This is a genomic window from Verrucosispora sp. NA02020, assembly GCF_013364215.1.
Lineage (GTDB): Bacteria > Actinomycetota > Actinomycetes > Mycobacteriales > Micromonosporaceae > Micromonospora.
On the sequence record NZ_CP054923.1, the window covers coordinates 5,060,216 to 5,086,126 of the forward strand.

Genomic DNA, 25,911 nt, shown 5'->3' on the forward strand with positions numbered 1-25,911 from the left:
GGGACAGGCATCCCGGCACCGGGCTGAACCCGTGCCTGACCTGCGCGGTCTGACCTAGGACCGTCGACCGGCCAGCCGAAGACGGCGCTTGACGCCACCAGCGGCTCGCGCCTTCAGGCGCGACAGCATCTCGTCGGCCTGGCCCTCGGCCCGCCGACCGAGAGAATCGGCATGCCCGAGCATCGCGACGATCGTCTCGATCGCCACGTCGAGCAACTGCCCGTCGTCCAACTCGTCGGGACTGACCGTCCGCTCCATCTCGGTGGGCCGCAACTCGTCCAGATCACCGACCACCGTGCACGGATAGTCCCGGATCTCCGCGATCTGCTGCTCGGCGAGGTCGCACACCCACGCAGCCCGGTCCAGGCCGACACCGAACCGCAGGTCGTTGGCGCGCTCCTTGAGCACCGCGTCGACCAGGTGCCGCTGCACCACCTTCTGGTACGGCGTCCGCAGCGGATGTCTGTCCCCCAGCGCCTGGTTGACCCGGCGCAGCAACTCGCTCTCCGCAGCACCCAGGGAGGGATTCGAGGTCGGTGCGGTCAGCTCGCACAGGCCGTCCGGGATGCCCAGCACCCCGGCGAAACGGTGCCAGAGCAGGTCTCGCGGGGCACCGGGCGGCGGCACGACCACCAGGTGCCGCTGCGCTGCCGGCACCAGGTCCCCCCAGCGGCGCAGCATCCGGGGCGCGGTGTAGTTGTCCCAGAAGGTGTCGAAGCGGCCCGCCTCGACGGCCCGCAGGAAACCGTCGAAGCGCCAGGTGCTGCGCGCCCGGATGCTCTGCTGCCAGGTCGACGGGAAGGTCCGCCACAGGTCCCGCCCGGCCGCGATCACGTGCACCTCGGCGGGTTGCAGGCTCTCGATCGCCCGGGCCGCCTGCGCACTGGTCGCCGCACCCAGCCCCTCGTTGCTGATGATCACGTCGCCGGACCACCGGCGCGCCTTCTCGGCCAGCCGGTCCCACGTCCAGTACACCCCGGCGTCACGCCAGTGCGCCGCACGCAGATCCGCCATCGCCTGGTCGTGCGCCACCGCGCTGCCCGGCAGCAGGATCCCGGCCTTGCGCAACACGTTCTGGTTGCTCCAGAGCACGTTCTGCACGAAGGTGCTGCCCGTCTTCGGGGCACCGATGTGCACATAGACGCGTCTGGCCATTCCGCCTCCCCGGCATCGCCACCTCCCCGACCGGAGTGGTCAAGTTGGAGGCACCAGGGTGGCACACCGAACGCGTGGAAGAAACCGCAGGTCAGACACGGTCAACCGGCTCATTTGCACAATGCCCGGCAGCCGAAATCAGGGTGAACTCTGCGCGACGCGACCCGCGCCGACGAGCACGGCGAGCCCGGGAAGCCGCCCCGTCCACGCGTCACGCCCACCATCGACGCCGACCGGACGTCGACGGCCTCACCCCGGCCCGCCGCGCGCCGCTCACGCCGCGTCGGCGTAACACTCCACCACCGACAGGTCCAACGGGAACCGCACCGCGGTCTCGCCGAACAACAGCGCGGTGGCCCGCCGCCCGGCCCGGTCGACCGCTTCGGCGACCCGCTCGGCCTGCGCGGCCGGGCAGTGCACGATCACCTCGTCGTGCTGGAAGAAGACCAACTCGGCCTCGGTGCCGGCCAACTCGCCCCGCAGCACCGCGAGCAGCGTCGAGGCCCACTCGGCGGCGGTGGCCTGGATGACGAAGTTGCGGGTGAACCTCCCACGGGACCGGGCCGCGCGGGCCCGGGGCGACTGCGGGTCACCGGCCGCATCCGGGTCGGACGGCCCGTCGTCACCCGCGCCGAACCCGGTCGTCCCCGGCGGACAGGTACGCCCCAACCACGACCGCACCAGCCCGCCCGCCTCACCGGTGCGGGCCGCCGCCTCGACATGACCGAACGCGGTCGGGTAGTTGCGCCGCAGCACCGCCAGGGCCGGCACCGCCGCACCACCGGTCTGCCCGTACATCGCCCCCAGCAGGGCGAGCTTGGCTCGACCCCGGTCACCGCCGAACGCGTCCCGGGCCAGCGCGGCGTACAGGTCACCGGTGGCACCCGCCGCCGCCAGCCGGGTGTCGCCGGAGACCGCCGCCAGCACCCGAGGCTCCAGTTGCCCCGCGTCGGCCACCACGAACCGCCACCCCGGGTCGGCCACCACCGCACGACGGATCACCTTCGGGATCTGCAACGCGCCACCACCACGGGTCGCCCACCGGCCCGACACCACTCCACCGGGAACGTACTCCGGCTGGAACCGCCCCTCGCGGACCCACGCGTCCCGCCAGGCCCGCCCGTGCGCCGTCCAGATCCGATAGAGCTCCTTGTACTCCAGCACCAGCGGCACCGCCGGATGGTCCACTCCGCGCAGCACCCAGGCCCGCGTGTTCGGCAGCTCCACCCCGGCCCGCGCGAACGCCCGCAGCAGTTCCGCCGGGCTGTCCGCGTGCACCTGCCGTACGCCGAACGCCTCGGCGATCCGCGTCGCCAACTCGGCCAGTCGGCGGGGCGGCCCGCCCACCGGTGACGGCTCCCCGAGCAGCTCGGTCAGGATCGCGTCGTGCACGTCAGCGCGCCAGGGCAGGCCAGCCGCACCCATCTCGGGCCCGATCAGCGCACCGGCCGACTCGGCCGCCACCAACAGCCGGAACCGCCCCGGTGCCCCGGTCGCCGCGATCCGGTCGAGTTGATCGGCGTACACCCCGGTCAACGCCGTGATGCCCGGACCCTGCGGCCCGGGCACGGCGTCGAAGAGCGCGCCCTGCCCACCGCCCGGCGGGGCGGCCACGCGCGGCGGCGGATCGGCCGGCACCGGCGCGCCGGTCAACCGCGCCCACGCCGCCGCCAACGCGCGGGGCTCACCGAAGCGGCCGGCGTAGCCGAGCAGCAACGCCTCGGTCAGCTCCACGTCGTGGCAGCGAGCGACGCGGACACCGGCCCGCAGCAGCGCCGGATAAAGGGTGGTGCCGCAGGCCCAGACCCAGCGCGGCGAGTCGGCCCGCTCCCGGGCGGCCACCGCGGCGGCCAGGTCGGCGGTCGGCTCCGGCTGCCCCAGGGCGGCGCCCGCCGGGTCGAGGGGTTGCAGCACTCCCCCGCCCCGCTCGTCGGGCACCACCGCCACCAGCACGAACAGCATTCTTCCGCCCGGGTACGACACCCCCGCGGGCAGGAGCAGAGTCAGTCGGCGTTCGACCACGAGCGGTGGGACAGCACGAGGCGGTAGCCGTCCGGATCCTCGACGGTGATCCCCCACCGGTCCCAGTAGGCGCCCTGGGAGACCCGGCGACCACCGGCGGATTCGAGTCGGGGGACGAGCTTCTCGTCGGGAGCTTCGCCGAGGTAGATCACGAGCAGGTCCTCGGGGCCCGGTGTCGGTCGGACCGCCAGGTGCGGGCCGCCGACCAGTTCCAGGTGCCAGGAGGCTTCCGGCCAGCCCAGCATGATCAGGTCGTGCTCGCCGGGACCGCCCTGCCCTCGCCAGAGCACGTGCAGGCCGAGCCCGTCGCGATAGAAGTGCTCCGCGACCGCGAGGTCACGGGACGGTCGGGCGATCCGGATGCTGGCGGCGGGGTCGATCACGGTTGCTCCCTCGGTAGACCGAGAGGGCATCGTGCAACCTCAACCGACGTCGAGGTCAAGTCCGCCCCCGACCGGTGGGCCGGGGGCGGACGGTGTGCGCTACTTGCTGACGCCGGCGGTGAGGCCGGACTGCACCTGGCGCTGGAAGACGATATAGACGATGAGCACCGGCAGCATCGCCATCGTCACCCCGGCGAACAGGCCGGACCAGTCGGAGCGGTAGCCCTGGTTGACCGACAGCTCGATCAGCCCCTGGGAGATGACCTGGTTCTTCGGCTCGCCGGCCACCGACTGCATGAGCAGGGTCGGCAGGTACCACTGGTTCCACTGGCCGAGCACGTTGAAGATGCCGATGCTGATCAGGCCGGGCTTGGCCATCGGCAGCATCACGCTGAAGAAGAGCCGGCTGTGCGAAGCCCCGTCGACCATGCCCGCCTCCGCGATCGCGTTGGGCAGCGTCCGGAAGAACGAGTGCATGAAGAAGACGGTGAACGCCAGCGACCACGCCACGTAGACCAGGATCAGCATCAGGTGCTTGTTCGGGCCGAGGAACGGCAGCGCCACACCGGTGTTGTAGACGCCCTTGAACAGCGGCACCGCGGCGAGGTAGATCGGCAGGGTCAGACCGGACAGGAACATGTAGTAGATCAGCCGGTTGCCGGGGAACTCGTAGCGGGCGAGCACGTAGGCGGCCATCGAGCCGAGCAGCATGGTGAGGAAGACGCTGCCGGTCAACACCAGCACGGTGTTGAGGAAGAACTCGCCGATGTGCCCCTCGGTCCAGGCCCGACCGAAGTTGTGCCACTGCAACTGCTCCGGGATGAGCGACAGCGGCTTGCGGATCACCTCCGAGTCGGTCTTGAGCGCCGACATCACCACCCACAGCAGCGGGTAGAACACCATGATCGCCCAGACGGCGAGGAACAGATGCGAGAGGCCGTTGAAGAACCGTGCCCCGGCACGACCGCCACCGACGGCGGCGCGTTCGGCCGGCGTACGTCCCGGCGGCGGGGCCTGGTCGGGCCCGGCCTGGCCACCCGGGGTGTGGGTCACCGTGCTCATCGTCCAGGTCTCCTCAGTACTCGATCCGCTCACGACGGGTGATCCGGAGCTGGAGCGCGGCCAGCAGGATCGTGAAGATCGCCAGCGCCACGCCCATGGCGCAGGCGTAGCCGAACTGGCCCTTCTGGAAGGCGGTGAAGTTCAGCACCGACGCGAAGATCTCGCTGGCGTGGTTGGGTCCGCCCTGGCTGGGCGTCATCACGAAGACCAGGGCGTACATGTCCAGGGCGATGAAGCCCAGGTAGACCCAGGCCACCGAGACGGTGTCCCGCAGCAGCGGCAGGGTGATCCGGAAGAAGGTGTGGAAGCGTCCCGCGCCGTCGAGGATGGCCGCCTCGTAGACGTCCTTCGGGATCGACTGCATGGCCGCCGAGAACAGCACCATGTAGAAACCGGCGCCGCTCCAGACCGCGATCAGCAACAACCACCACAACACCGCCGGTACGCCGAGGAAGGGCTCCGGGTCGTACATGAAGGTGATCGGGTCTTCTTCGCTGACCAGCCCGATCTTCATCAGGAGGCCGTTGATCAGGCCCTGGCTGTCGGCGCGGTAGATCTGCTGCCACATCACCGCGATGACGACCAGGGAGAGCACCTGCGGGAAGAAGAAGATCACCTTGTAGAACCCGGAGCCGAAGACGCCCCGGATGCCGGCCTTGTCCTCGCGTCCGCCCACGTTGAGCAGGAACGCGAGGAACAGGGCCAGCGCGATGGTGAACAGCGGCACGGTGATCAGGAAGAAGACGTTGTGCCAGAACGCCTTCCTGATCAGCTCGTCGGAGAACAACCGGATGTAGTTGTCCAGCCCGACGAACTGCTGCCTGTCGGAGTAGCCTCCCCAGTCGGTCAGCGAGTACCCGGCGGCCTGCAGGAAGGGCCACACCACGTAGAAGACGTAGAGGCCGACCGGCAGTGCCAGGAAACCCGTGACGAAACGGCCAACACCGTGCCGCATGTCTCTCACTTCCTCGTTCGGTTGGGTCCGGCGGGTGTCACGCGTCGCGGGTCTGCTTGGTGATGGACGAGTCCTTGGCCACCTTGTCGGCGGCGGCCTGCATCTTGTCGACGAACTGCGCGGCGGTGAGCCGGCCGGCCATCAGCTCCTGGGAGAGGTTCTGGCTCTCCTTGTCCAGGTCCGCGTAGAAGTTCCAGAACTTGATCGAGACCAGGTCCTTGGGCGCGTTCTTCATCAGGTCGTTGGCGCTGGCCAGCGCCGAGTCCTGGACGTTGTCGCCGGAGCCGGTGGTGGAGGCGAGGGACTTGGTCAGCTCGGCGAACTTCGCCGAACCGGCCTTGGAGAGCACGGCCCGCAGGAACTCCTTGGCCGCCGCCTTGTTCGGGGCCTTGCTCGGCACCACGATGCCCTCGCCGGCGCCGGCGTAGACGTCGTTGGGCGCCTTGTCGGTGGCACCCAGGCCCCAGTAGTCGGAGATCTTCATCTCGAAGCCCGGCGGGATGGTCGCCGCCATCTCGTTCTTGAGCCAGGTGCCGACCTGGATGAAGGCCGCCTTGCCGTCGAGCCAGGCCTGCTGCGACTGGGTGTGGTCGAGCTTGCCCGGGAGCACCAGCTTGTCCTTGACCAGCTTCTCCCACACCTCCAGGGCAGGCAGGATGCCGTCGGCCCGCCAGGCGTTCTCCTTGAGGTTGTCGATGTCGATGACCGCCTGCTTGCCGGCCGACTTCCAGACCGTGGCCATCAGCGCCCAGCGCGGGTAGTAGCCGTGCACGGCGTCGTAGACGTACGGCGACATGCCCTTGGCCTTGATCTTCGGGGCGAGCGCGAAGAACTCGTCGAAGGTCTTCGGCGGGGCCCAGCCCTCCCGGTCGAACAGGGCCGAGTTGTACCAGTTGCCCCAGACCGTGTAGGCGATGTTGACCACGTAGAACTTGCTCTGGAAGGTGCCGTCGGCGACGGTGCCGGGCAGCAGGGTGTCGGCGACGGTGCCCCCGCCCTCCCAGGCCGGGGCGGCGAGCAGGTCGTCCAGCGGCTCGATGGCGCCCTCGTTGACCAGGGTGCTGATGTCCATCATGTCGGCGCCCGAGTTCATCACGACGTCGCTCGGCTGCGTCGCCATCTTGGGCTGCTCTTCGGTCTTGATCTTCTGGGTGGAGCTCATGTTGACGGTGATGTTCGGGTGCTTGGCGTTGAAGATCGCCTGATCTTCCTTCGCCCAGGCGTCACCGAGCCCACCGTTGAAGATGACCACCTTCACGGCGCTGTCAGCCTGCACGCCGAAGGGGTTGTCGGTGCTCTTCTCCCCGGCGTTGTCGGTGTTCTCGCTGGGCGTGCTGCCCGCGCAGGCGCTGAGCAGACCCGCGGCCGGGGTCACCAGGAGGCCCGCGGCGGCCGCGCGGCGCAGCAGGGTCCGGCGGTTCAGATCGGGGGAAACGGACATCTCTGACTCTCCTTGTGGTGTCGGGTCAGGCGGTGCGCCGGAGACGACCGGCGTACCGCGACTCGAGGGCGAGGTTGTGCTCGTCCCCACCGGGGACGTTGGCGGAGAGGTAGATAGGGGGTGCCTCTCCGGCCTGGTGGAACCGTCGTACGACCTCCGCGGTCAGCAGCTGCGCCAGCAGCGCCGAGGTGACCGAGGAGACCGCACAGACCGCGCCGCCGCCCTCGAGCGGCAGCAGTGCGTCACCGTACGGCGCGCCGTTGTCCAGCACGACGTCGGCGAGATCGACGAGCCGCCGGCCCGACGGGTGGCGCGGAGCGACCCGTCCGGTGTGCTCGACCGAGGTGACCGCGATCAACGGGTGACCGCGACCGGTGACCAGCAGGGCCAGTTCGACCACCGAGCCGTTGATGCCGGACTGGGACGCCACCACGAACACGTCCTGCGGCTGCGGCGCGGCGATCTCGTAGAGCTGGTGGGCGATGGCCGGGTCGCGCTCCAGCTTCGGGTCGGCGAGCAGGTCGCGCGGGGCGTCGCCGTGCAGCACCAGGTCGTGCAGGGTGAGCCGGTTGGTGGGCACCAGCCCGCCGGCCCGGGCCACCAGCTCGGCCGCGAACGCCTCGGAGTGCCCGGCCCCGAACGCCTGGAGCACCCCACCGTCGCGCAGGCTGCCGGCGATCAGGTCGGCGGCCCGGCCGAGCGGTTCGTGCCCCCGGTCGACGAGACGGTCGAGAACGGGGCGGACGGCGTCCGCGTACCCCTGGGCGCTGATCATGCGCTGGCTCCCCTCGCGGCCTTGTGCCCGTCGACGGCCTGGGCGGTACGCCGGAAGGCCGCGTGTGCGCGGTCGTGGGTGCGCTGGGCGACCGCGATGTAGAGCAGGTCGAGGACGACCAGCTGCGGATGCCGGGCCGACAGCGCGTCCGGACGGAACGTGGTGGCGTGGCTGGCGGTCAGCAGCACGACGTCGGCCAGTTCGGCCAGCGGCGAGCGACGGAACCCGGTCAGCGCGATGGTGGTCGCGCCCCGGCTACCGCCCTCGGCCACCATCTCGATGGCCTCCCGGGTCTGGCCGCTGTGCGAGATGCCCAGCGCGACGTCGCCCGGGCGCAGCAGCGCGGCGGAGGCGAGCCCGGAGTGCACGTCGTTCCACGCCCAGGCGGCCACCCCGATGCGGTGCAGGCTGAACTGCATCTCCTCGCCGACCAGGGCACTGCCGCTGGCACCGAAGATGTTGACCCGGCTGGCCCCGGCGATGGCGTTCGCGGCCCGTTCCACCTCGTCGAGGTCGAGCAGCGCGGCGGTGTCGTGCATGGCCCGGGTGTCGGCCGCCATGATCTGTTCCAGGACCCGGTCCAGCGGGTCGCTGGGCTGGATCTCGCGTCCGATGTCGACGGTCCACCCGGCCGAGCGGGCCCGGCCGGTCTCGGAGGCGATGCCCAACCGCAGGTCGGCGTAGCCGTCGAAGCCCATCGCCCGGCAGAACCGGGTGACCGTGGCCGGTGACGTGCCACTGCGCTCGGCCAGCTCGACGATGGTGGCCCGCGCCGCCGCCTCCGGGTCGCTGAGGACGTGCTCGGCGACCCGGCGCAGCGCGCCGGTCAGCTCGTCGGACCCGCTGCGCACCCGAGCGAGTATCCCGCCCGAGGCGACGCCGATGGCGCCCCGCCGGTCAACCCGGTCGGCGTCGGCCACCGCGGTGCCCGCGGAGGTGTCCGCCTCGTGATCAACCATGGGACGCCTTTCGGAAAAGACTGTTAACTGATAGTGGTAAAAGTTCTTACTGAAGCCACCTCCGTGTCAAGACCGTGGGCGAAGTTTTCAAACTGTTACCTGACGCACTGTCCGGGCCCGGATCCGCCTCTTGCCCCGGAGAGGCACCGCGACCAGCATGAACGCAGATCGATCAAGGAGGTTGGATGCCGATGTCCGACACCGTCGTGATCGGCCTCGATGTCGGCGGCACATCCACCCGGGCGCTCGCCGTGACCCTCGACGGCGGCCGTCTCGGCACCGGCCGAGCCGGCGGCGGCAACCCCACGAGCCACGGCGCCACCCGCGCCGCCGGGGAGCTCCTGACCGCCCTACGCGCGGCACTCGCCGGCATCGACCCGACCCGGGTACGCGCCGGCGCCATCGGCCTCGCCGGAGCGGGCCGCCTCCAGGCCGACCCCGCCGGACGCGCCGCCTTCGCCGATGCCTGGCGGACCGCCGGCCTCCGCTGCCCGTACGCGGTACACGGCGACGCCCTCATCGCGTACGCCTCCGCCACCGCCGCCCCTCGGGGCACCGTCCTCGTGGCCGGCACCGGCGCCATCGCCGCCGAGGTCCGCAACCTACGCCTGGACCGCGTCGCCGACGGACACGGCTGGCTGCTCGGCGACGCCGGCTCCGGCTTCTGGCTCGGACGACAGGCGGTACGCCGACTGCTCACCGCCCTCGACAGCGGCACCGACCCGGGCGACCTCGGCCGACGGGTGCTCACCGAACTGACCGGCTCTGCCGAGATCGCGGCCCGCCCCCGCGACACCGTCGACGCGGTCGTGCAGGCCGCCACCCGTCGCCCACCGGTGGAACTCTCCCGCCTCGCCCCGCTGGTGCTCGACGCCGCCGCCGCCGGCGAACCGACCGGGGTCGCGTTGCTCGACACGGCCGGCACCCACCTCGCCGACACGGTCGGCCGGATCCGAGCGGCCGACGACACCGACGTCCTGGTGCTCGGCGGCGGGCTGCTGACCGGCGACACCCCGCTGGCCGCCGCAGTCCACGCCGAGGCCCGACGACGCTGGCCGGACGCCCCGGTCCGACCGGCCGGGGACGGCGCCGCCGCCGCGGCCTGGCTGGCCGCCCGCGAACTGCCCGAGGTGACCGACCCGACCGACCTGCACGCCCGCCTGGTCCCGCCACCCACCTGACCCCCGCGCCACCGTCGGCCTTGGCCATCCCGGCCACCCCGGCCGGCAGCGGGAGCACGTTGCCCCGCATTCGCGCACATTGGCGACACTCATCGATCTGCGCCATTTGCTATCGGCCATCCGATCACCGCAGGCGCGGCTACCTGACCCTCCTTCGCCGCCTTTGCTCTGCTTCAACCCACGCCACATGATCGGCTCGAATTCGTTGCGCTGGTTGAAGCAGAGCAAAGGCGGCCGGGAGGACACTCTGAACCGCCGGCAGAGGGCCGATGGCGAGATCCTGCCGGACTCCCCGAGTCACCGGTCCGGGTGGTCGACGGCTGGCGCTTGCGTCCTGTCACGGACGCCGAGGACCTCGTTGACGAAGTCGTCCTTGTTGCGCGCATAGGCCGCCAGGTCGGCGCCGTGCGCCCGCGCGAGATCGCGCTTGAGCTGCTCGTACCGGGACCGGTAGTCCACACGCCCCCGCAGCGCGTCGCGGAACGCGATGCGTCGCCGCCAGAGCAGTGAGGTCGGCTCGGTGAGGTGGAGCTGACAGGTGCGCTCCCACCAGTTGTCGGTCGCCGGCTTGAAGAAATAGTGCGCTTCCTCCGGGCGGTGCACACCGTTGCGGTAGCCGAGAGCGGTCACCACTTCGATCGCCGCAACCGCCTCCGACAGGCTGCGTACCGGCGCCATCATGTCGATGATCGGTTTTGCTGCCAGGCCGGGAATCGATGTCGAGCCGATGTGCTCGACCGGCCCCACCAGCCACCGCCTGAGAACGGTTTCCAGGGCGACCCGTTCCTGCGCGAACAGCACCGCCCAGTGCGGATCGTGCGGGCAGAGAGTGACCGGTGTGCCCTCCATGCGTCTCATCGTCCCAGTCTCGGCGATGCCCTCCACGACGGCGATCGGCCGCCCGCTCCGCTTCACGGGCGCATACCCTCGGACCATGCGCCGCCTGGCCCGACTCGCCGCATGGACGCCGGCCGACCGCGAGCGCTACCTCGATCTGCTGCGGGCCGTGGCGATCATGATGGTCGTCCTCGGGCACTGGGCGGTCGCGACGATCGGCTACGACGAGCACGGGCAGCCCGACGGTCACTCCGCCCTGCCCGCGATCCCGTGGGCCTACCCGCTGACCTGGGCGGTCCAGGTGATGCCGGTGTTCTTCCTGGTCGGCGGCTACGCCAACGCCGCCTCGCTGACCGCGCACCGGGATCGTGGCGGAGACGCCGGTGGGTGGCTGCTCGGGCGCAGCGCCCGGCTGCTGCGTCCGACCAGCGCGCTGGTGCTGGTGCTGGCCGGGAGCGCGGTGGTGGCCCGGCTGGTCGGGGTCGAGCCGAGCATGGTCCGCACCGTCGTCTGGTTCGCCACGATCCCGCTGTGGTTCCTCGCCGCCTATCTCGTCGTGGTGCCGCTGACCCCGCTCATGTACGCGTTGCACCGCCGTTTCGGACTGGCCGTGCCGGTCGTGATGGCGCTGCTCGTGGCCGGAGGAGACCTCGGGCGGGCGATCGGGTACGAGACGGCGGCCCTGCCCAACTACCTGCTCGGCTGGCTGGCCGTACACCAGGTCGGTTTCGCCTGGTACGACGCCCGCCGGGGGCACTGCGACCCGGCCGGGTCCGGCGCGGGCAGCCGGTGGACGCGCTGCCTACCGATGTCCCGCCGTGCCGCCGTGGTGCTGACCGCCGCCGGTCTCGGCGTCGCGGTGCTGCTCACCGCCGTGGGCCCGTACCCGGTCAGCATGATCAACCTGCCCGGACAGCGACTGGACAACGCGGCTCCGCCGAGCGTCGCGTTGCTGGCCGTGGCCACCGCCCAGCTCGGGCTGATCCTGCTGCTGCGCGAGCGGGCCGAGCGCTGGCTGCACCGCAGCCGCCCCTGGCAGGCCGTGATCGCCGTCAACTCGGTCGTACTCACCGTCTTCCTGTGGCACCTGAGCGCGGTGATCCTGCTGGTCGGCGCGCTGGACCGGCTCGGTGTCCTGCCCACCCCACCAGCCGGGTCGGCCGCCTGGCTGGCCTGGCGTCTGCCCTGGGTACTGCTGCTCACCGTGGTCCTCGCCGCACTGGTCGCGGTCTTCGGCCCGATCGAGGCCCGCACCGGCCGCTCCACCGCGAGTCGCCGGTACGGGTCCGCCACCCCGGCACCGGGCCGACCCGACGCCGATGCGGACCGCCCGCCGGAAGACGGACGGCCGCACCCACGACGGGTCGCCGTGCGGGGCGTCCTGACCGTCGCCGGTTTCGCCGCCGTCGGGTACGCCCTGGTGGCCAACAGCGCCACCGCCAAGACCGCACCCGAGCCGCTCGGCCTGCCGGTCGCCGCCCTGGTGGCCTACCTGGCCGGGGCGGGCGTCCTGCGCCTGCTCAGGTCTGGGTGGGGAAGCCGAGGTTGACCCCACCGTGGCGGGGGTCCAACCACCTGCTGGTGACCACCTTGCCCCGGGTGAAGAACGCCACCCCGTCGGCGCCGTGCGCGTGCAGGTCACCGAAGAGGGACGCCTTCCAGCCGCCGAAGGAGTAGTACGCCATCGGCACCGGGATCGGCACGTTGACACCGACCATGCCCGCCTCCACCTCGTGCTGGTAGCGGCGGGCCGCACCGCCGTCGTTGGTGAAGATCGCCGTGCCGTTGCCGTACGGGCTGGCGTTGACCAGCTCGACCGCCTCGTCGTACGAGCCGACCCGCAGCACCGAGAGCACCGGACCGAAGATCTCGTCGGTGTAGATCGACATGTCCGGGGTGACCCGGTCGAACAGCGTCGGGCCCAGCCAGAAGCCGTCCGGGTCGCCGTCGGGCGTCACCTCCCGGCCGTCGACCACCGCCACCGCACCGGCCGCCACGCCCGCCTCCACGTAGGACCGGACCCGGTCCGCGTGCGCGGCGGTGACCAACGGACCCATGTCGCACCCGCGCCGCCCGTCACCGGTACGCAACCCGGCCATCCGCTGCGCGATCCGGGCCACCAGGTCGTCGGCGACCGGCTCCACCGCGACCAGCGCCGAGATCGCCATGCACCGCTCCCCCGCCGACCCGAACCCGGCGTTGACCGCCGCGTCGGCGGCCAGGTCCAGATCCGCGTCGGGCAGCACCACCATGTGGTTCTTCGCACCGCCGAGCGCCTGCACCCGCTTACCGGCGCTGGTGCCGCGCTGGTAGACGTGCCGCGCCACCGGCGTGGAACCGACGAAGGACACCGCCTTGACCGTCGGGTGGTCCAGCAACGCGTCCACGGCCTCGGCGTCACCGTTGACCACGTTCAGCACCCCGTCGGGCAGGCCCGCCTCGGCGAACCACTCCGCCAGCAGCAGCGCCGCGCTCGGGTCCTTCTCGCTCGGCTTGAGCACCACCGCGTTGCCGGCGGCGACCGCCACCGGCACGAACCACAGCGGCACCATCACCGGGAAGTTGAACGGGCTGATCACCGCGACCACCCCGAGCGGCTGCCGCAGGCTGTACGAGTCGACCTCGGTGGAGACGTTCTCGCTGAAACCGCCGCGCAGCGCCGACGGGATGCCGCACGCGTACTCGATGACCTCCAGGCCGCGCTGCACCTCCCCGGCGGCGTCGGCGAGCACCTTGCCGTGCTCGGCGGTGATCACCTCGGCGAGCCGGCCCCGGCGGGCGTTGACCAGCTCCCGGAAGGCGAACAGCACCGCCGTCCGCTTCGCCAGCGACGCGTCCCGCCAGGTCCGCGCGGCGCGCGCGGCCGCCTCGACGGCCACCGCCACGTCCGCGGCGGAGGCCAGCTCCACCTCTGCGGTACGCCGACCGGTGGCCGGGTCGAACACGTCCCCGCGCCGCGTGGAGGTGCCGCTGACCCGCCTGCCGTCCACGAAGTGCCCGATCAGCTTCAGGGCACCGCCCTCCGTTCGCGACTGCGCGGCTCGCAGAACCGGCTCACTCCTCGCGCTCACTGCACCACCCTCCGTTCGCGACTGCGGGGCTCGCAGAACCGGCTCACTCCTCGCGCTCGCGCTCACTGGTCAACCTCCCCGCTGCTGGCGGACCGGATCGCCTCGACCAGGACGGCCAGCCCCTCGCGGGCCTCCTCCTCGGTGAGCGTCAACGGCGGCCCCATCCGCAGCACGTTGCCGTACAACCCGCCCTTGCCGACGAGCAGCCCACCCTGCCGGCACGCCTCGAACACCCGCCCGGTCAGCGCCGGGTCCGGCTCGTCGGTGCCCGGCCGGACGAACTCCACGGCGAGCATCAGGCCCTTGCCGCGTACCTCGGCGACCTGGTCGAGACCGGCCACCGCGGCGCGCAGGCCGTCGCCGAGGATCGTGCCGACCCGGGCGGCGTTGGCCTGGAGGTCGTGGTCGAGCAGGTAGTCCAGGACGGCGTTGCCGGCGGCGGTGCTGAGCGGGTTGCCGCCGTAGGTGGAGAAGCTGATCGCGGGCACCGACTCCAGCACCTCCGCCCGGCCGACCACCCCGGCCAGTGCGAACCCGTTGCCGACGCCCTTGGCGAAGGTGAGCAGGTCGGGAGTGACACCGTGGGCCTGGTAGCCCCAGAAGTGCTCCCCGGTGCGCCCCCAACCGGTCTGCACCTCGTCGGAGATCAGCAGGATGCCGTGCTCGTCGAGGACCTTCTTCCATCCGGCGAACAGGCCGTCCGGCCCGTGCACGAACCCGCCGACGCCCTGGATCGGCTCGGCGATCAGGCAGGCCACGTCGCCGGAGGTCTGGGTGGCGAGCACCTCGCGCAGGTCCTCCACCGCCGCGTCGACCCGGTCGCCCTCGGGCAGTCGGGCGAGCAGGCCACGCAGCCGCTCACCGGAGTGCAGCCAGGCCACCTGGAGCGGGTTGAGCGCGCTGGCCGACCAGCCCCGGTTGCCGGTGGCGCCCATCGTCGCGTACGTGCGGCCGTGGTAGCTGTTGCGGACCGCGAGGATCTGGTGCGAGCGGCGGTAGTTGGTGGCCATCAGCAGCGCGGCCTCGTTGGCCTCGCTGCCGGAGTTGGTGAAGAAGACCCGGGCGTCCGGTATCCCGGAGAGCCGGGCGATCTTCTCGGCCAACTCGACCTGCTGTCGGATCAGATAGAGCGTCGAGGTGTGCACGATCCCGGTGGAAAGTTGCCGCTGCACCGCCTCGCGGATCTCGGCGATGTCGTAGCCGATCATGTTCGTCAGCACCCCGCCGAAGAAGTCCAGGTAGGTGCGCCCCTGCGCGTCGGTGACCCGGCGGCCCTCGCCGGAGACGATTTCGATCGGCTCGGCGTAGTAGAGGGGCATCCAGGACGGGAGCACGGCCCGGTGCCGGGCCAGCAGGTCGTCGGTCATCGTCGCACCCTTCGGTTCGCGGTCACCGCGACGGTGTCACCACCGTCGCTGCCCGGACAAGAGCCAACGTGTCGCCCGGTGGTCGGCAGCCGCTGACAGAACGTCAACGCTTTCCGTCGTCTACGGCGGTGTCGACCACGTTTCCGGTCGCCGGCTCGGGCACCGGCCCACGTTTCCGCCAGCACTCCGCCGGTACGCCTGGACGTGCAGGGCCACCGCGGGCAGGAACGACAGGGCAAACGGCCGTACCGCCGCCGCGAGCGACCGTCCAGACCACCGCCGTGAACGACCCGGCCCACGTCACACCGCCCCTGCGGGCCGCTCGACCGTCGTGCCGGGCCGCCGGCCGGTACGATCCGATCCGTGCCCGAGCGTCCCGTCCCACCGCCCGTGGCCGCGTCACCCCCCGCCGCCGGACCGCCGCCACCCACCGGCACACGCGGTCCCGTCCCGCTGCCGTGCAGCGACCCCGCCGACCCGGTCGCCGTGATCACCGACGGCATCAGCCGCTGGGTCGACAGCACGCCGATGCGGGAACTGGTCGCCGACTTCGACGGCCGATGGCCCGCCGGTGACCTCGGTGCCGTGCTGGCCGCGCTCGACGAGTTCTCCGCCGCACACTGGGACTTCCGCGCGGGTCGGGAGCGGCCCGAGGCCCGCGAACCCGACCTCGACGCGCAGCGCCGCGCCCGGATCCTGACCGCCGCGGACACGCTCGGTCTGGTCCGTCCCCGCCCACCGGCCCGCACCCGGTACGCGCACCTGGTGGTGTTGGGCGGCCTGGCCCACGCCTGCCTGCGCCGGGTGACCTACGCCGCCCACCTGCTGCGGGACCGGGTCGACGTCACCGGCGAGGTGGCGGTGCTGGGCAGCTTCCGGCCACTGTCCGAGACGGAACGCCGGACACTCGCCGACGCCGACGTGGCCGGCGGAGACACCGAGGTCGACGTGCTCGACGCGGCGGTCCGGCGCACCTTCGGGCTGCGTGGACCGGACGCCACCGACGGGGTCGACGCCGGACATCCGCACCACTCCTGGTCGTCACGGACCTACCGACCGGCCGGGCTACCGCCGGTGCGGGTGCTGGCCGCCCCGTCGAGCGAGCCGCAACGACGACGCGCCCACACCGCCGACACGCAGCGGTTCTGGGCCGAACACGCCCGGCTCTCCCCCGGCGAGCCGGTACTGCTGGTCACCGCACCGATCTACGTACCGTTCCAGCACTGCGACGCGCTGCGCACCCTGGCCGTGCCGTACGGCTGCGAGATCGACACCGTCGGAGTGGACCCCGCCCGGCCCGACCTGACCGGTCTGCCCGAGCCCACCCTCACCCCCGGCCGGTACCTCCAGGAGATCCGCTCGGCCATTCGTTCCATGCGTACGCTGCACACCACGCTGGTCCAGCGACCGTCCACGAGGTCCTGACGAATACCGCAGTGCGCCGCCGCAGCGTCGCCCGGTAGCCTTCCGGCGGCGAGGGCGGCTCCTGGGCGTGCTTCCTTCTGGGCTCTTTTCTGAAGAACTAGCGCGCCCGATCTCCGCCCTCGCTGTCTGTCCAGATACCGGGGGGGTGGCGGTGGCGGCACAGGCGTCGAACGTGGCAGTGGACCCGCTGGCGGTCACCCTGGTCCGCCGGGCGAACCTGATCGCGCCCGGTCTGCTCACCGGCGCCGGGCGCAAGGTCAAGCGGACGGGCCGACGACCGGCCACGGTCTCCGAAGGGCTCGCCGCGCTGGAGGCCGACGTGCTCGGGCTCGGCTGGCTGCTCGGGCCACGGCTGCGGGGCTGGCTCGTCGGCCTGCCCGCTGACCGGCTGGCCGCCACCGGGTTGGCGCTGCTCACCGTGTTGGAGCGGGTCGTCGGGGCGGACGCGCCGCACGTGCCGTTGTTCCGAGACTTCCCCCGCCGGGTGCCCGCCGACACCGAACAGCTCTACGTACGCCGGATCTTCACGCTGCTGTTGCAGGGACCGGAACAGCCCTGTGTGCTCTGCGGCACGCTCGACACGGTGGCGGCCGTCTCTCCCTGCGCGCACCTGGTCTGTACCGCGTGCTGGGACCACGGCTACACCGGCTGTCCGCTGTGCCACCGCCGGATCACCGGCGACGGCCCGTTCCTCACCGTCGCCGCACCGCCGAGCGCGGGACCGACCCTGCCGATGCCGCGCCGTGCCGCCGTGCTCGAACTCGCCGAGGACGCCGGGCGGGCCGTGCACGAGGCCCTGGCGACGCTGCTGGCCCGCCATACGCCGCTGTCCGACGTCGACCGGACGGACCTGACCTTCCTGATCGACCACGCCGGCACCACCCGGCTGGACTGGCTCCCCGCCGACCTCCCGGTACGCGAGACCCGGGCCCTGGTGCTCGGCCGGATCCTCGGCCAGCCGCAGCCGGTCGAACAGATCACCGAACTGCTCGACCGCCACGTCGGCACCGCCACCGACGCGCTGCGGCTGCTGTGGGTGCTGCACGGCGGCGACGCCGGCCTGGTCGAGCCACCCGCCCGACACCACTCACTGCCCCGGCCGCTGCGGCGGGCGCTGCTCGCCCGGCTGGACGCGCTGGACCCGACGGCTCTCATCGACGACCTGCTACGGCACCGGCGCCGGTGGTTGCGGGCCGCTGAGTCGCTGCACCCCTTCGCACACGCCGAGCGGCACCCCCGGACGGCTGTCGGCTTCGCCGTGCTGCGCGGCACCCGGCTCGACGGGCGTACCCCGCTCGGCCGTCTGCTGCTCACCACCGCCGCCGACGTGCCGCTGCTGCGCGTCGAAAGCGACCGGCTGCGATTCACCACGTGGGCCGGCCGGGTCGAGGCAGCGCTGGGCACCGGCGACACGGCCGCCGCGCTGGCACTGCTGGCCCGTCGACCGGGCGAGTTGCTGCGTCGGACGGTGGCGCTGGCGGCCCGGACCGCGCAGCCGCAGCCGCTGCTGACGGCGGTGACGGACGCGGTGCGTACCGTCTCGCCGGGGGTGCTGATCGCGGCCGTCGGCGCGGTCCGTGGCGCGACCTGGCCGGCCGGCACCCGGCTGTTCTTCCCACGCGGCGGCCGGGCCCGCCTGTGGGCCATGCCGGACCGCCGCGACCGCCTGCGGGCCGGTCTCGGCGGCGAGGTGGAGGCCGTAATCACCGGCGAGTTGCGCCGACGCGCCGCGCTGCTGCCGGGCACGGAACTGGCCGTGCTCGACGCCGGCCTGGTCGACCTCGTGGCCCCGTTCACCGAACGCACCGCATCGGCGGCCCTGGTCCGGCTACCTCGGGGCAGCCGCCAGCCGCTGCCCACCGGACGCCGGCTTCGGCTGTTCCTGCACTGGACCGAGCCGGTCGGCACCCGGGTCGACCTCGACCTGTCGGTGGCGATGATCGCCCCGGACGGCGGTTTCGTCGGATGGTGCGACTACACCCGGCTGCGCTTCGGTGACCGCGCTGCGGTGCACTCCGGCGATCTGACCTCCGCGCCGGCACCGCTGGGCGCCAGCGAGTTCGTCGACCTCGACCTGCCCGAGCTGCGCAAGCGCGGCGTCCGGTACGCCACGATGGTGGTGTTGAGCTACAACGACGTGCCCTTCGAGGCGATGACCGACGCCTTCGCCGGGTTCATGGCCGACCCCGGTCGGGGTGCGCCGTTCGAGCCGAAGGCCGTCGAGCAGCGCTTCGACCTCACCGGCCAGGTCAAGGTGTCCACCCCGCTGGTGATCGACGTGCAGACGGGGACGATGCGCTGGATCGACGCCGCGATGACCGGTAGCGGCGAGCAGCACTCGGTGGCCCGCTACTCCCGAACGCTGGCCCGGCTCAGCGTGGCGGCCGACGACCACTTCGCCGCCGGACAGCGGGTCAGTCTCTGGGAACTCGCCTGCTGGCATGCCGCCGCCCGGGCCCGGACGGTGATGGTCCGCTATGACGGCGACGCCAGGGTGACCTACCGACGGGCTCCTGACGAGTCCGTCGAGGCGTTCACCGCACGACTGGTCGCGCTCGGCCCGCCGGACGGGGACGGAGTGCCGGACGACGCGACCGCCGCACCGGGCTTCGCCGCACTGCTCAGAGGTGACCTGACCGTCGCCGAGGGCGCGCCGGTGTACGCGTTGCACGCCGCCGCTCTCGACGCCGACCGGGTCCGTCTGCTCGACGCCGCCGACCTGGTCGCCGACCTCGCGCCTCCGCCGGAGCCCGCGCCTGTGCGGCAGACCCGGTAGGGCGGTCAGACCGGGGCGGTGGCGCGGATCGCCTCGGCGAACACCTCCGAGCGGTGCTCGAAGTTGCGGAACCGGCCGTAGCTGGGCGCGGCCGGGGAGAGCAGGACCACGCCACCGGCCGGGGTGACCTGCCGGGCCAACTGGACCGCGTCGGCCAGGTCCTCGACCAGTTCGGTGCGCACCTTCGGCAGCCCGTCCAACGCCTCGACGATGCGCGCTCCGCTGTCCGGGATGCCGATCACGGTCAGCTCCCGCTCGGCCAGGTGCTCGCGCAGCGGGGTGTAGTCCACGCCCCGGTCGGCACCACCGACGATCACGGTCAACGGCCGCCCGTCGTACGCGTCGATGGCGTGCATGGCCGCGTACGGGCTGGTCGCCAGCGTGTCGTCGACGAAGGTCAGGCCGGACGGGTCGACGATCTCGGTCAACCGGTGGGCCAGCCCCTGGAAGCCGGCGACGGCCACGGCCAGGGTGTCCTTGCGGTCGACCAGGTCCACGCCGAGGGCGTCGAGCACGGCCAGCGCCACGCAGAGGTTGCCCTCGTTGTGCCGGCCGACCAGCGGCAGCACCGCCCGGGGGAAAAGCGGCTGGTCGACCCGGTGGAACCAGGGCGTACCGTCCGGGCCGGCGGCCACGTTCACCGACTCGGCGGTGCCGGCGCGGACCGCCGCGCGGTCGCCCAGCTCGACGAGCAACCGGGGGTCGCCACCGTTGACGACCACGGTGTTCGGCCCGTACGCCAGCAGGTTGAGCTTGTCCCGGTAGTACTCCCGCTCACCGCCGTGCGCGTCGAGGTGCTCCGGGAAAAGGGCGGTGACCACCGCGACCCGGGGCGAGTCGGCCAGGTCGCTGCACTGGTAGCTGGAGAGTTCCAGCACGTACAGCTCGGCCTCGGGCAGGTCCAGCGTCGGCACGCCGATGTTTCCGCCGAAGACGTTCGGCCGGTCCACCGCCGTCAGCAGGTGGTGGATCAGGCTCGACGTGGTGCTCTTGCCCTTGCTGCCGGTCACCCCGACGGTGCGCGGGCCGTGGTCGGCCATCCAGAGCGAGGTGCCCTGGGTGACGGTGGCACCCTGGCGGCGCAGCTCCACCAGCCACGGGTGGGTCTGCGGCACACCCGGCGACCGGACCACCACGTCGGCGGCGGCCAACCGGGCGAGGCCCTCCTCGCCGGTGACCAGCGGGGCCGCCTCCGCCAGCGGCCCCTCCCAGGGCAGCGAGAGGAAGTTGGCGCTGTCGTCGACGGCGACGAGGTCGGCCGGGCCGTGGGCGGCGATCGCGATCACCGCGGCTCGTCCCTCCCGACCCGCCCCCCAGACGGCGACGGTACGTCCGCGCAGGTCAGACAGGCGCACAGCTTCTCCTCGGGTGCGACGGCAACGGGGCACGTGCGGGGTCCGGCGGAGCCGGGCACGGCCGGACGAACCAGGGCCTAGTATGGCGTGTGCCCAATACGCAGCTGGCGCGGATGGACGCGTTCACCTTCCCGTCCTACTCGATCGATCTCTCGACCGGGGAGGCGTTGTTCGACTACGCCCTGACCGGGCCCGACGGCGAGCAACGGTTCACCGAGGTGATCACGCTTCCGGTGCCGGAGGAGTCACCGTCGGACGCCGCCGTGGCGGCGCTCGGCCGGGTGCTGGAGCTGCTGCACGTCGTGGCCGGCGTCAGCTACTACAAGGCCGCCGCGCCGGGGCAGCTGGTGCTGCCGGCGCCGCTGGGCCCGGCCGCCGCCGGGTTCGTCACCGCCGTCTACACCAAGGGCCTGGCCGAGTACGCCTACCGCAACCAGTTGCCGTACGTGCTCGACCTGTCCCCGGTGATCCCGGAGGGCCGGGTCGCCGCCGTCGCCGAGTACGACAACTCGGACCGTCGACCGCTCAGCGCGGTCGGCGGCGGCAAGGACTCGATCGTCAGCCTGGAGGCGATGCGTCGCGCCGGCCTGGACCCGGTCCCCTTCTCGGTCAACCCGAACCACGTGATCAACGCGGTGAACGCGGCCTCCGGACTCACCCCGCTGGCCGCCCGGCGACGCCTCGACCCGGTGCTGTTCGAGCTGAACGCCGCCGGCGCCCGCAACGGGCACATCCCGGTCACCGCGATCAACTCGCTGATCGCGGTCGCCACCGCCATGCTGCACGGGCTCGGACCGGTGGTCATGTCCAACGAGCGTTCCGCCTCCGACCCGAACCTCATCTGGAACGGCCACGAGGTCAACCACCAGTGGTCCAAGGGCGTCGAGGCCGAGGGGCTGCTCCGGGCGGCGCTGGCGGAGCACGCCGGGCTCACCGAACCGTACTTCTCCCTGCTGCGCCCGCTGTCGGAGCTGCACATCGCCCGACTGTTCGCCACCATCGACCGGTACGACGACGTGGTGACCAGCTGCAACGCGGCGTTCAAGCTGCGCGACGCCAGCGAGCGCTGGTGCCGCGACTGCCCCAAGTGCCGGTTCGTCTTCCTGGCCCTGGCACCGTTCATGTCCCGGGAGCGGATCACCCACATCTTCGGCGGTGACCTGCTCGCTGACGAGTCGCAGATCCCCGGCTACCGGGAACTGCTCGGCGTGGACGGGCACAAGCCGTTCGAGTGCGTCGGCGAGGTGGAGGAGTCGGTGGTGGCACTGAGCCTGCTCGCCCAGCAGCCGGACTGGCGGGACGCCCCGGTCGTCCGCACGCTGGTCGCCGCCGTACCGGACAGCGCGTGGGCCACGGCCGCCACCTCCGACGTCTTCACCCCCGGCGGCGGCCCCAGCTACGTCCCGCCCGCCTACACCAAGGCCCTGCACTCGCTGAGCGAGTGACGGCCGTCAGGCGAGCCGGTTCCGCACACCCCCACCGCAAGCGCCCCACCCCCACCCCGACCCCCATGCCGTGCCCGTGCCCGTGCCCGGCGATCATGGACTAGTGGTAGTCGATATCGCCACTAACGCGCCTTTTGTTCCCGCCACGACTCCATGATCGACGCGGCGGGCACGGGCGGGGCACGGCGAGGCGGGCGGGGCACGGTGAAGCGGGGGGGGGAGCACGGTGAGGCGGGGGGCGGCGGGGGTCAGGAGGTGCGGATGGCGTCCAGGGCCAGCAGGGCGACGTGCAGGGAGAGGCAGGCGTCGACGGAGTCGAGGTCGACGTCGAGGATGCGGCCGATGCGGGCCAGCCGCTCGTAGAACGCCGGCCGGGACAGGTGGGCCGCCGCAGCCGCCGCCGACTTGTTGCGGCCCTGCTCCAGGTACGCCCGCAGCGTGCCGAGCAGGTGTTCACGCGGGTGCCGGGCGTCGTACGCCAGCAGTGCCCCGAGCTCGCGTTCGACGAAGGTCTGCAGGCGCGGCTCGTCGCGCAGCAGGTGCAGCAGCCCGGCGAGCCCGACATGCGGCAACCGGAAGATCGGTAGGTCCCGGCGGTCGTTGCGGGCGGCCTCGGCGACCTGCCGGGCCTCGATCAGCGACCGGCCCGCCTCGCGCAGGCTGCTCACCCCGGAGCCGGCCGCGATGATGAGCCCGCCGGCGTCCCGGCCCGGCTCGGCGCTCTTGGCTCCACCGGCACCTCGTCCGGGTTCGGCTCCCTTCCCGCCCCCGACAGCCCGGGTGGCAGCCGGATCGGACGGTCTCGACTCGGGGCGGGTCCGGCGCAGCGCGGCGGCGAAGGAGGCAAGCGCCCGCTCTTCCGCCGCCGGGTCCGGCAGGGCCAGCAGCGCCCCCACCGCCTGGTCGTCCACGGCACTGGTCAGGCCGGTCAGGTTCGCCTCCCGCACCGCCTGGCCCACCGCCTCGGCCAGGTCCCGCAACCGGGCCGGGCCGGGCTCGTCGCCGTCACCGGTCCCGGTCGAGCCGCTGTCCGGCTCGTCGGCCCGATGCCGGACCACCACCCCGACCAGGTGCCGGCGTTCCAGGACCAGCCCGAGGCCCCGAGCTCGCAGGGCCACCTCGTCCACCGGCCGCGAGCGGTCCAGCAACGCGGTGAGCAGGGTGCGGTGGATCTGCCGTTCCAGTCCCTCGGCGTCCCGCCGGATCAGCCGGCCCAGCGCCAGCGTCGACGCGGCCCGCTCGACCAGGATGGTCAGCCGGGTGGGCGGCGAGATCGCGCCGGTCACCGCGTCCCGCGCCGAGTTCCACTCGCCGCCGCCCGGCCAGCGCAGCAGCAGCCGACCCCAGTCCTCGCCCCGGGCGCCGACCATGGTCACCAGCCAGCCGCTGTCCGGGTCGTAGACCGTACGCCCGGCCGGCCGGATCCGCCGCGAGTGCTGCTCCCACCGGTCGAGCAGCAGTTCGGCGTTCTCCCGCGCCGGGTCGTACGCGAGCACCTGCCGGGAGAGGTTCTCCAACACCACCGGGCAGCCGGACAGCTCAGCGGCCTGCCGGACCACCTCGCCCGGGTCGGCGCCCTCCACCGACAGCTCGGTGAACCGCTGGTGGATCTCCTCCGCCGCCCGCAACTCGGTGAGCTGCGCGTCCACGATCAGTGCGTGCACCGCCTCGGTGACCCGGACGAACGGGGTGGCCCGGCGCAGCTCCACCAACGGCATTCCGGCCCGTTCGGCGGCGGCGGCCATCACCCGGGGCACCCCGGTGTGGTACCGGCGCCCCAGCTCCACCACCAGCCCGGAGACGCCGACCCCGGCGAGATCCCCGATGAAGGCGCGCAGCCCGGCGTCCTCGCCGGGCAGTCCGATGCCGGTGGTCAGCACCAGTTCGCCACCCCGCAGCAGGGTGGCGATGTCCGGCACCTCGGCGACGTGCACCCACCGCACCGGCCGGTCCAGCCCCGCCTCCCCGGCGACCAGGCGCGGCGCACCGTGGCGAACCGGGTCCAGCGCGAGGACCTCACGGACGGTAGGGAACACGGGCGAAACGGTACCCGCAGATCGGCCCGAACCTCGACGGTCAGGCGTCGTCGCGGCCCAACTCCCAGCAGGCCACGGCGGTGGCGGCGGCCACGTTGAGCGAGTCCACGCCGCGCCGCATCGGGATCACCACCCGTACGTCGCTGGCCGCCATCGCATCCGACGTCAACCCGGCCCCCTCCGCCCCGAGCAGCAACGCGGCGCGGGCCCGTTGTTCCGGCGTGAGCCGCTGGATCGGCACCGCGTCCGGGGCCGGCGTCATCGCCAGCACGGTGAACCCGGCCGACCGCACCTCGTCCAGCGCCGCCGGCCAGGGCTCCAGCTTCGCGTACGGCACGGCGAAGACCTCCCCCATGCTGACCCGGACGCTGCGCCGGTAGAGCGGGTCGGCGCAGGACGGCGAGAGCAGCACCGCGTCCACCCCGAGCGCGGCGACCGCCCGGAAGATCGCACCGAGATTCGTATGGTTGTTCACGTCCTCCAGGATCACCACCCGGCGGGCGGTCGCGAGCACCTCGGCCGCGCTCGGCAACGGCGTACGCCGGAACGACGCGAGGACCCCCCGGTGCACGTGGAACCCGGTGGCCTCACGCAGCACGTCCTGGCTGGCGGCGTAGACCGGGGCGTCTCCGGTGTCCAGGTCGGCGAGTTGGTCGACCCGCTTGGCGTCGACCAGGTACGACCGGGCCGGGTACCCGGCCCGCAACGCCCGGCGCAGCACCAGCTCACCCTCGGCGATGAACAGGCCGTGCGGGGGCTCCCAGCGGGTCCGCAGCTCGACGTCGGTCAGCGCACGGTAGTCGCCGATCCGCTCGTCGTCCGGGTCGGTGATCAGGTGGACGGGCACCCGCCGATTCTGCCGGACCGGTCCTCGCCTGCCACACCGGCGTACCGGGATCAGCCGGGGATGCCGAGCCGGCCGGCGACACCACGTCGGCCACGGGCTCCTCGGCCGGCTACAACTCCTGCAACGACCGCACCACCAGCCACGGCACGTTTCTGAGCGGGCCACCGGTCGGCGGGCTGTACAGGTACGTCCCCAGCAACATCACCTCAGCCTGGAACTCTTCGCCTTCAGCGAGGCTGCGGAGCAGTTTCGGATCGCCGTCCAACAGCATGGTCGTGTCGTAACCACCTTCGTCGGTCGTTCTCCGCGGTCCCACCCTCGCGGCGAATGTGTCCTCACCCGTGGCATCGTCGAACTGGGTGACCTGGCCGTACACGACGAACGTGCGGCCGATGTAATCGTTCGGCCGTTCGGCGAGCAGTTTCCACTGCCGCTGCGTGAACGTCACGTAGATGTCGGACGGGGTGGGCGCTGCGGTCATCGGTGTGGCGGTGGGCGGCTGGGAAGACGACGGGCTCACGGCGCTCTCCGCGACCTGGTTCGACTGGACGGCGTAGAGCAGGGCGCCGACCGCGCCGATCCCGCAGCACAGGAGCAGCAGGACAACGACAGCCCCGACGATCCACAGCAGCGTGCTCTGGTTCTTGCGGTACGTCGGCAGCGGCATACCGGGGTACGCTCCCGCCGGCCCGGGGACGGGTGACGGGTACGACGACGGGTTGCCCGCCTCGCCGGGGTGCCGGGGGTTCGCCACGGTGGCCTCCTGGTGTCGGCCGGTGTGCTGGAGGGTGGTCGCCGGCCCGGCCCGCTGTCCCCCTG

Annotated in this window: 19 protein-coding genes and 1 pseudogene; 5 read left to right on the top strand and 15 right to left on the bottom strand. The window is 72.4% G+C overall.

The annotated features are described in order from the left end of the window. Positions 1–54: 54 nt before the first annotated feature. The 8 genes from HUT12_RS22050 to HUT12_RS22085 form a co-directional block, all read right to left on the bottom strand. On the bottom strand, positions 55–1,155 hold the full coding sequence (locus tag HUT12_RS22050) for a hypothetical protein (protein WP_131055432.1): 1,101 nt from the start codon (positions 1,153–1,155) through the stop codon (positions 55–57). A gap of 273 nt (positions 1,156–1,428) precedes the next feature. After that, positions 1,429–3,138: a bifunctional 3'-5' exonuclease/DNA polymerase gene (locus tag HUT12_RS22055; RefSeq protein ID WP_176095916.1), complete on the bottom strand. Its 1,710-nt coding sequence runs from the start codon at positions 3,136–3,138 to the stop codon at positions 1,429–1,431. Between the two features lie 20 nt (positions 3,139–3,158). Then, a complete protein-coding gene (locus tag HUT12_RS22060; protein WP_176094575.1) occupies positions 3,159–3,560 on the bottom strand; it encodes a VOC family protein in 402 nt (133 codons plus the stop codon). A gap of 99 nt (positions 3,561–3,659) precedes the next feature. Next, positions 3,660–4,622: a carbohydrate ABC transporter permease gene (locus HUT12_RS22065; protein WP_176094576.1), complete on the bottom strand. Its 963-nt coding sequence runs from the start codon at positions 4,620–4,622 to the stop codon at positions 3,660–3,662. 13 nt (positions 4,623–4,635) lie between these two features. After that, positions 4,636–5,577, bottom strand: coding sequence for a carbohydrate ABC transporter permease (locus HUT12_RS22070; protein WP_131055513.1), 942 nt, complete (start codon positions 5,575–5,577; stop codon positions 4,636–4,638). Positions 5,578–5,614: 37 nt separating this feature from the next. Continuing rightward, on the bottom strand, positions 5,615–7,018 hold the full coding sequence (gene ngcE / locus HUT12_RS22075) for an N-acetylglucosamine/diacetylchitobiose ABC transporter substrate-binding protein (protein ID WP_131055511.1): 1,404 nt from the start codon (positions 7,016–7,018) through the stop codon (positions 5,615–5,617). A gap of 25 nt (positions 7,019–7,043) precedes the next feature. Beyond that, positions 7,044–7,793 carry an SIS domain-containing protein gene (locus HUT12_RS22080; protein WP_176094577.1) on the bottom strand — a complete coding sequence of 250 codons (750 nt, stop codon included), beginning with the start codon at positions 7,791–7,793 and terminating at the stop codon, positions 7,044–7,046. Beyond that, positions 7,790–8,752: a MurR/RpiR family transcriptional regulator gene (locus HUT12_RS22085; protein ID WP_131055506.1), complete on the bottom strand. Its 963-nt coding sequence runs from the start codon at positions 8,750–8,752 to the stop codon at positions 7,790–7,792. Before HUT12_RS22085 ends, HUT12_RS22080 begins: the two co-directional genes overlap by 4 nt. A 191-nt stretch (positions 8,753–8,943) precedes the next feature. On the opposite strand from HUT12_RS22085, the gene HUT12_RS22090 reads away from it, so the two are divergent. Then, on the top strand, positions 8,944–9,933 hold the full coding sequence (locus HUT12_RS22090) for an N-acetylglucosamine kinase (protein WP_176094578.1): 990 nt from the start codon (positions 8,944–8,946) through the stop codon (positions 9,931–9,933). A 297-nt stretch (positions 9,934–10,230) separates the two neighbouring features. On the opposite strand, the gene HUT12_RS22095 is transcribed toward HUT12_RS22090, so the two are convergent. After that, positions 10,231–10,782, bottom strand: coding sequence for a GrpB family protein (locus HUT12_RS22095; RefSeq protein ID WP_176094579.1), 552 nt, complete (start codon positions 10,780–10,782; stop codon positions 10,231–10,233). A gap of 85 nt (positions 10,783–10,867) precedes the next feature. Between HUT12_RS22095 and HUT12_RS22100 the strand changes: the two genes are divergently transcribed. Further along, the gene (locus HUT12_RS22100) at positions 10,868–12,319 is read left to right on the top strand and encodes an acyltransferase (RefSeq protein WP_176094580.1); all 1,452 of its coding nucleotides are present in this window, start codon (positions 10,868–10,870) and stop codon (positions 12,317–12,319) included. On the opposite strand, the gene HUT12_RS22105 is transcribed toward HUT12_RS22100, so the two are convergent. Both HUT12_RS22105 and HUT12_RS22110 read right to left on the bottom strand, forming a co-directional pair. Further along, a complete protein-coding gene (locus HUT12_RS22105; protein ID WP_176095917.1) occupies positions 12,291–13,781 on the bottom strand; it encodes a CoA-acylating methylmalonate-semialdehyde dehydrogenase in 1,491 nt (496 codons plus the stop codon). The two genes, HUT12_RS22100 and HUT12_RS22105, sit on opposite strands and share 29 nt — an antisense overlap. 122 nt (positions 13,782–13,903) lie before the next feature. Beyond that, the gene (locus HUT12_RS22110) at positions 13,904–15,208 is read right to left on the bottom strand and encodes an aspartate aminotransferase family protein (protein ID WP_176094581.1); all 1,305 of its coding nucleotides are present in this window, start codon (positions 15,206–15,208) and stop codon (positions 13,904–13,906) included. Between the two features lie 363 nt (positions 15,209–15,571). Between HUT12_RS22110 and HUT12_RS22115 the strand changes: the two genes are divergently transcribed. Both HUT12_RS22115 and HUT12_RS22120 read left to right on the top strand, forming a co-directional pair. Then, complete coding sequence (locus tag HUT12_RS22115) at positions 15,572–16,633, top strand: hypothetical protein (RefSeq protein WP_254876927.1); 1,062 nt, start codon at positions 15,572–15,574, stop codon at positions 16,631–16,633. Positions 16,634–16,805: 172 nt separating this feature from the next. Then, positions 16,806–19,409: an MXAN_6230/SCO0854 family RING domain-containing protein gene (locus HUT12_RS22120; protein WP_217706036.1), complete on the top strand. Its 2,604-nt coding sequence runs from the start codon at positions 16,806–16,808 to the stop codon at positions 19,407–19,409. A 5-nt stretch (positions 19,410–19,414) separates the two neighbouring features. On the opposite strand, the gene murD is transcribed toward HUT12_RS22120, so the two are convergent. Further along, positions 19,415–20,764, bottom strand: a complete 1,350-nt coding sequence (murD, locus tag HUT12_RS22125) for a UDP-N-acetylmuramoyl-L-alanine--D-glutamate ligase (RefSeq protein WP_176094582.1) — start codon at positions 20,762–20,764, stop codon at positions 19,415–19,417. Between the two features lie 89 nt (positions 20,765–20,853). Here murD and HUT12_RS22130 point away from each other — a divergent pair, with 89 nt between their 5' ends. Next, positions 20,854–22,209, top strand: coding sequence for a hypothetical protein (locus HUT12_RS22130; protein WP_176094583.1), 1,356 nt, complete (start codon positions 20,854–20,856; stop codon positions 22,207–22,209). 248 nt (positions 22,210–22,457) lie between these two features. Here HUT12_RS22130 and HUT12_RS22135 read toward each other — a convergent pair whose 3' ends face one another. The 3 genes and pseudogenes from HUT12_RS22135 to HUT12_RS22145 form a co-directional block, all read right to left on the bottom strand. Continuing rightward, the gene (locus HUT12_RS22135) at positions 22,458–24,245 is read right to left on the bottom strand and encodes a PucR family transcriptional regulator (protein WP_176094584.1); all 1,788 of its coding nucleotides are present in this window, start codon (positions 24,243–24,245) and stop codon (positions 22,458–22,460) included. A gap of 40 nt (positions 24,246–24,285) precedes the next feature. Then, positions 24,286–25,235, bottom strand: a pseudogene (locus HUT12_RS22140) (TrmH family RNA methyltransferase). After that, positions 25,202–25,759 (bottom strand): hypothetical protein, encoded by a 558-nt coding sequence (locus HUT12_RS22145; protein ID WP_176094585.1) that lies wholly within the window; start codon positions 25,757–25,759, stop codon positions 25,202–25,204. The pseudogene HUT12_RS22140 and the gene HUT12_RS22145 overlap by 34 nt, the downstream one beginning before the upstream one ends. Positions 25,760–25,911: the final 152 nt, after the last annotated feature.

Excerpts from the sequence above, each read along its gene's own strand:
- HUT12_RS22050 (WP_131055432.1), bottom strand. The coding sequence starts at position 1,155 with ATGGCCAGACGCGTCTATGTGCACATCGGTGCCCCGAAGACGGGCAGC.
- HUT12_RS22065 (WP_176094576.1), bottom strand. The coding sequence starts at position 4,622 with ATGAGCACGGTGACCCACACCCCGGGTGGCCAGGCCGGGCCCGACCAG.
- HUT12_RS22070 (WP_131055513.1), bottom strand. The coding sequence starts at position 5,577 with ATGCGGCACGGTGTTGGCCGTTTCGTCACGGGTTTCCTGGCACTGCCG.
- ngcE (WP_131055511.1), bottom strand. The coding sequence starts at position 7,018 with ATGTCCGTTTCCCCCGATCTGAACCGCCGGACCCTGCTGCGCCGCGCG.
- HUT12_RS22080 (WP_176094577.1), bottom strand. The coding sequence starts at position 7,793 with ATGATCAGCGCCCAGGGGTACGCGGACGCCGTCCGCCCCGTTCTCGAC.
- HUT12_RS22085 (WP_131055506.1), bottom strand. The coding sequence starts at position 8,752 with ATGGTTGATCACGAGGCGGACACCTCCGCGGGCACCGCGGTGGCCGAC.
- HUT12_RS22090 (WP_176094578.1), top strand. The coding sequence starts at position 8,944 with ATGTCCGACACCGTCGTGATCGGCCTCGATGTCGGCGGCACATCCACC.
- HUT12_RS22095 (WP_176094579.1), bottom strand. The coding sequence starts at position 10,782 with ATGGAGGGCACACCGGTCACTCTCTGCCCGCACGATCCGCACTGGGCG.
- HUT12_RS22100 (WP_176094580.1), top strand. The coding sequence starts at position 10,868 with ATGCGCCGCCTGGCCCGACTCGCCGCATGGACGCCGGCCGACCGCGAG.
- HUT12_RS22110 (WP_176094581.1), bottom strand. The coding sequence starts at position 15,208 with ATGACCGACGACCTGCTGGCCCGGCACCGGGCCGTGCTCCCGTCCTGG.
- HUT12_RS22145 (WP_176094585.1), bottom strand. The coding sequence starts at position 25,759 with ATGCCGCTGCCGACGTACCGCAAGAACCAGAGCACGCTGCTGTGGATC.